Here is a 658-nt window from a genome sequence, read left to right as displayed (position 1 = left end):
AACCACCTGCACCTCTACTCCCACAACGGCGCCCAAATCAGCAACGACGTCCTGATTCCCTTTGACGAAGACCACCTGATTGCCCACACGGGCCAACTCACCCGCAGCGACTGGGAAAATGCCACCCTCTACTTCATGATGGTGGACCGTTTTGCCAATGGCGACAGCAGCAACGACGCACCGCTGAACCGACCCGATGTGCTTCCCTTGGCGGACTACATGGGCGGAGACGTGGCAGGCGTCACCCAGGCGGTGGAGTCGGGCTACTTTGAAGATTTTGGCTTCAACACCGTGTGGCTTTCCCCCATTGGCCGCAACCCCCAGGGCGCCTACGGGCTATGGGACAAGGGCGGGGTGATGACACGTTTTTCGGGCTACCATGGCTACTGGCCTACCTCCGCTAAGAAATTGGACCGCCGCATGGCCAGCCCCGAGCAGCTTCACCAGCTTTTGGACGTTGCCCATGGGCGCAACCTGAATGTCCTTCTCGACTATGTGGCCAACCACGTACACCTGGATCACCCCGTATACAAACAGCACCGCGACTGGGCGACTTCGCTCTACCTCCCGGACAGCAGTTTGAACACCGAACGTTGGGACGACCACCGCTTGACTACCTGGTTTGATACGCATTTGCCCACCTTGGATTTGCGCCGCC

At 59.3% G+C, this 658-nt stretch carries 1 protein-coding gene; it reads left to right on the top strand.

The features are described from left to right. Nucleotides 1-658 (top strand): alpha-amylase family glycosyl hydrolase (locus tag AC1QQ2_RS14825; protein WP_479713720.1); only part of this gene is annotated, 658 nt, incomplete at both ends.

The organism is Aestuarium sp. (assembly GCF_023253315.1).
GTDB lineage: Bacteria > Pseudomonadota > Alphaproteobacteria > Rhodobacterales > Rhodobacteraceae > Marivivens > Marivivens donghaensis.
This window is presented reverse-complemented; position numbering and strand designations above follow the sequence as displayed.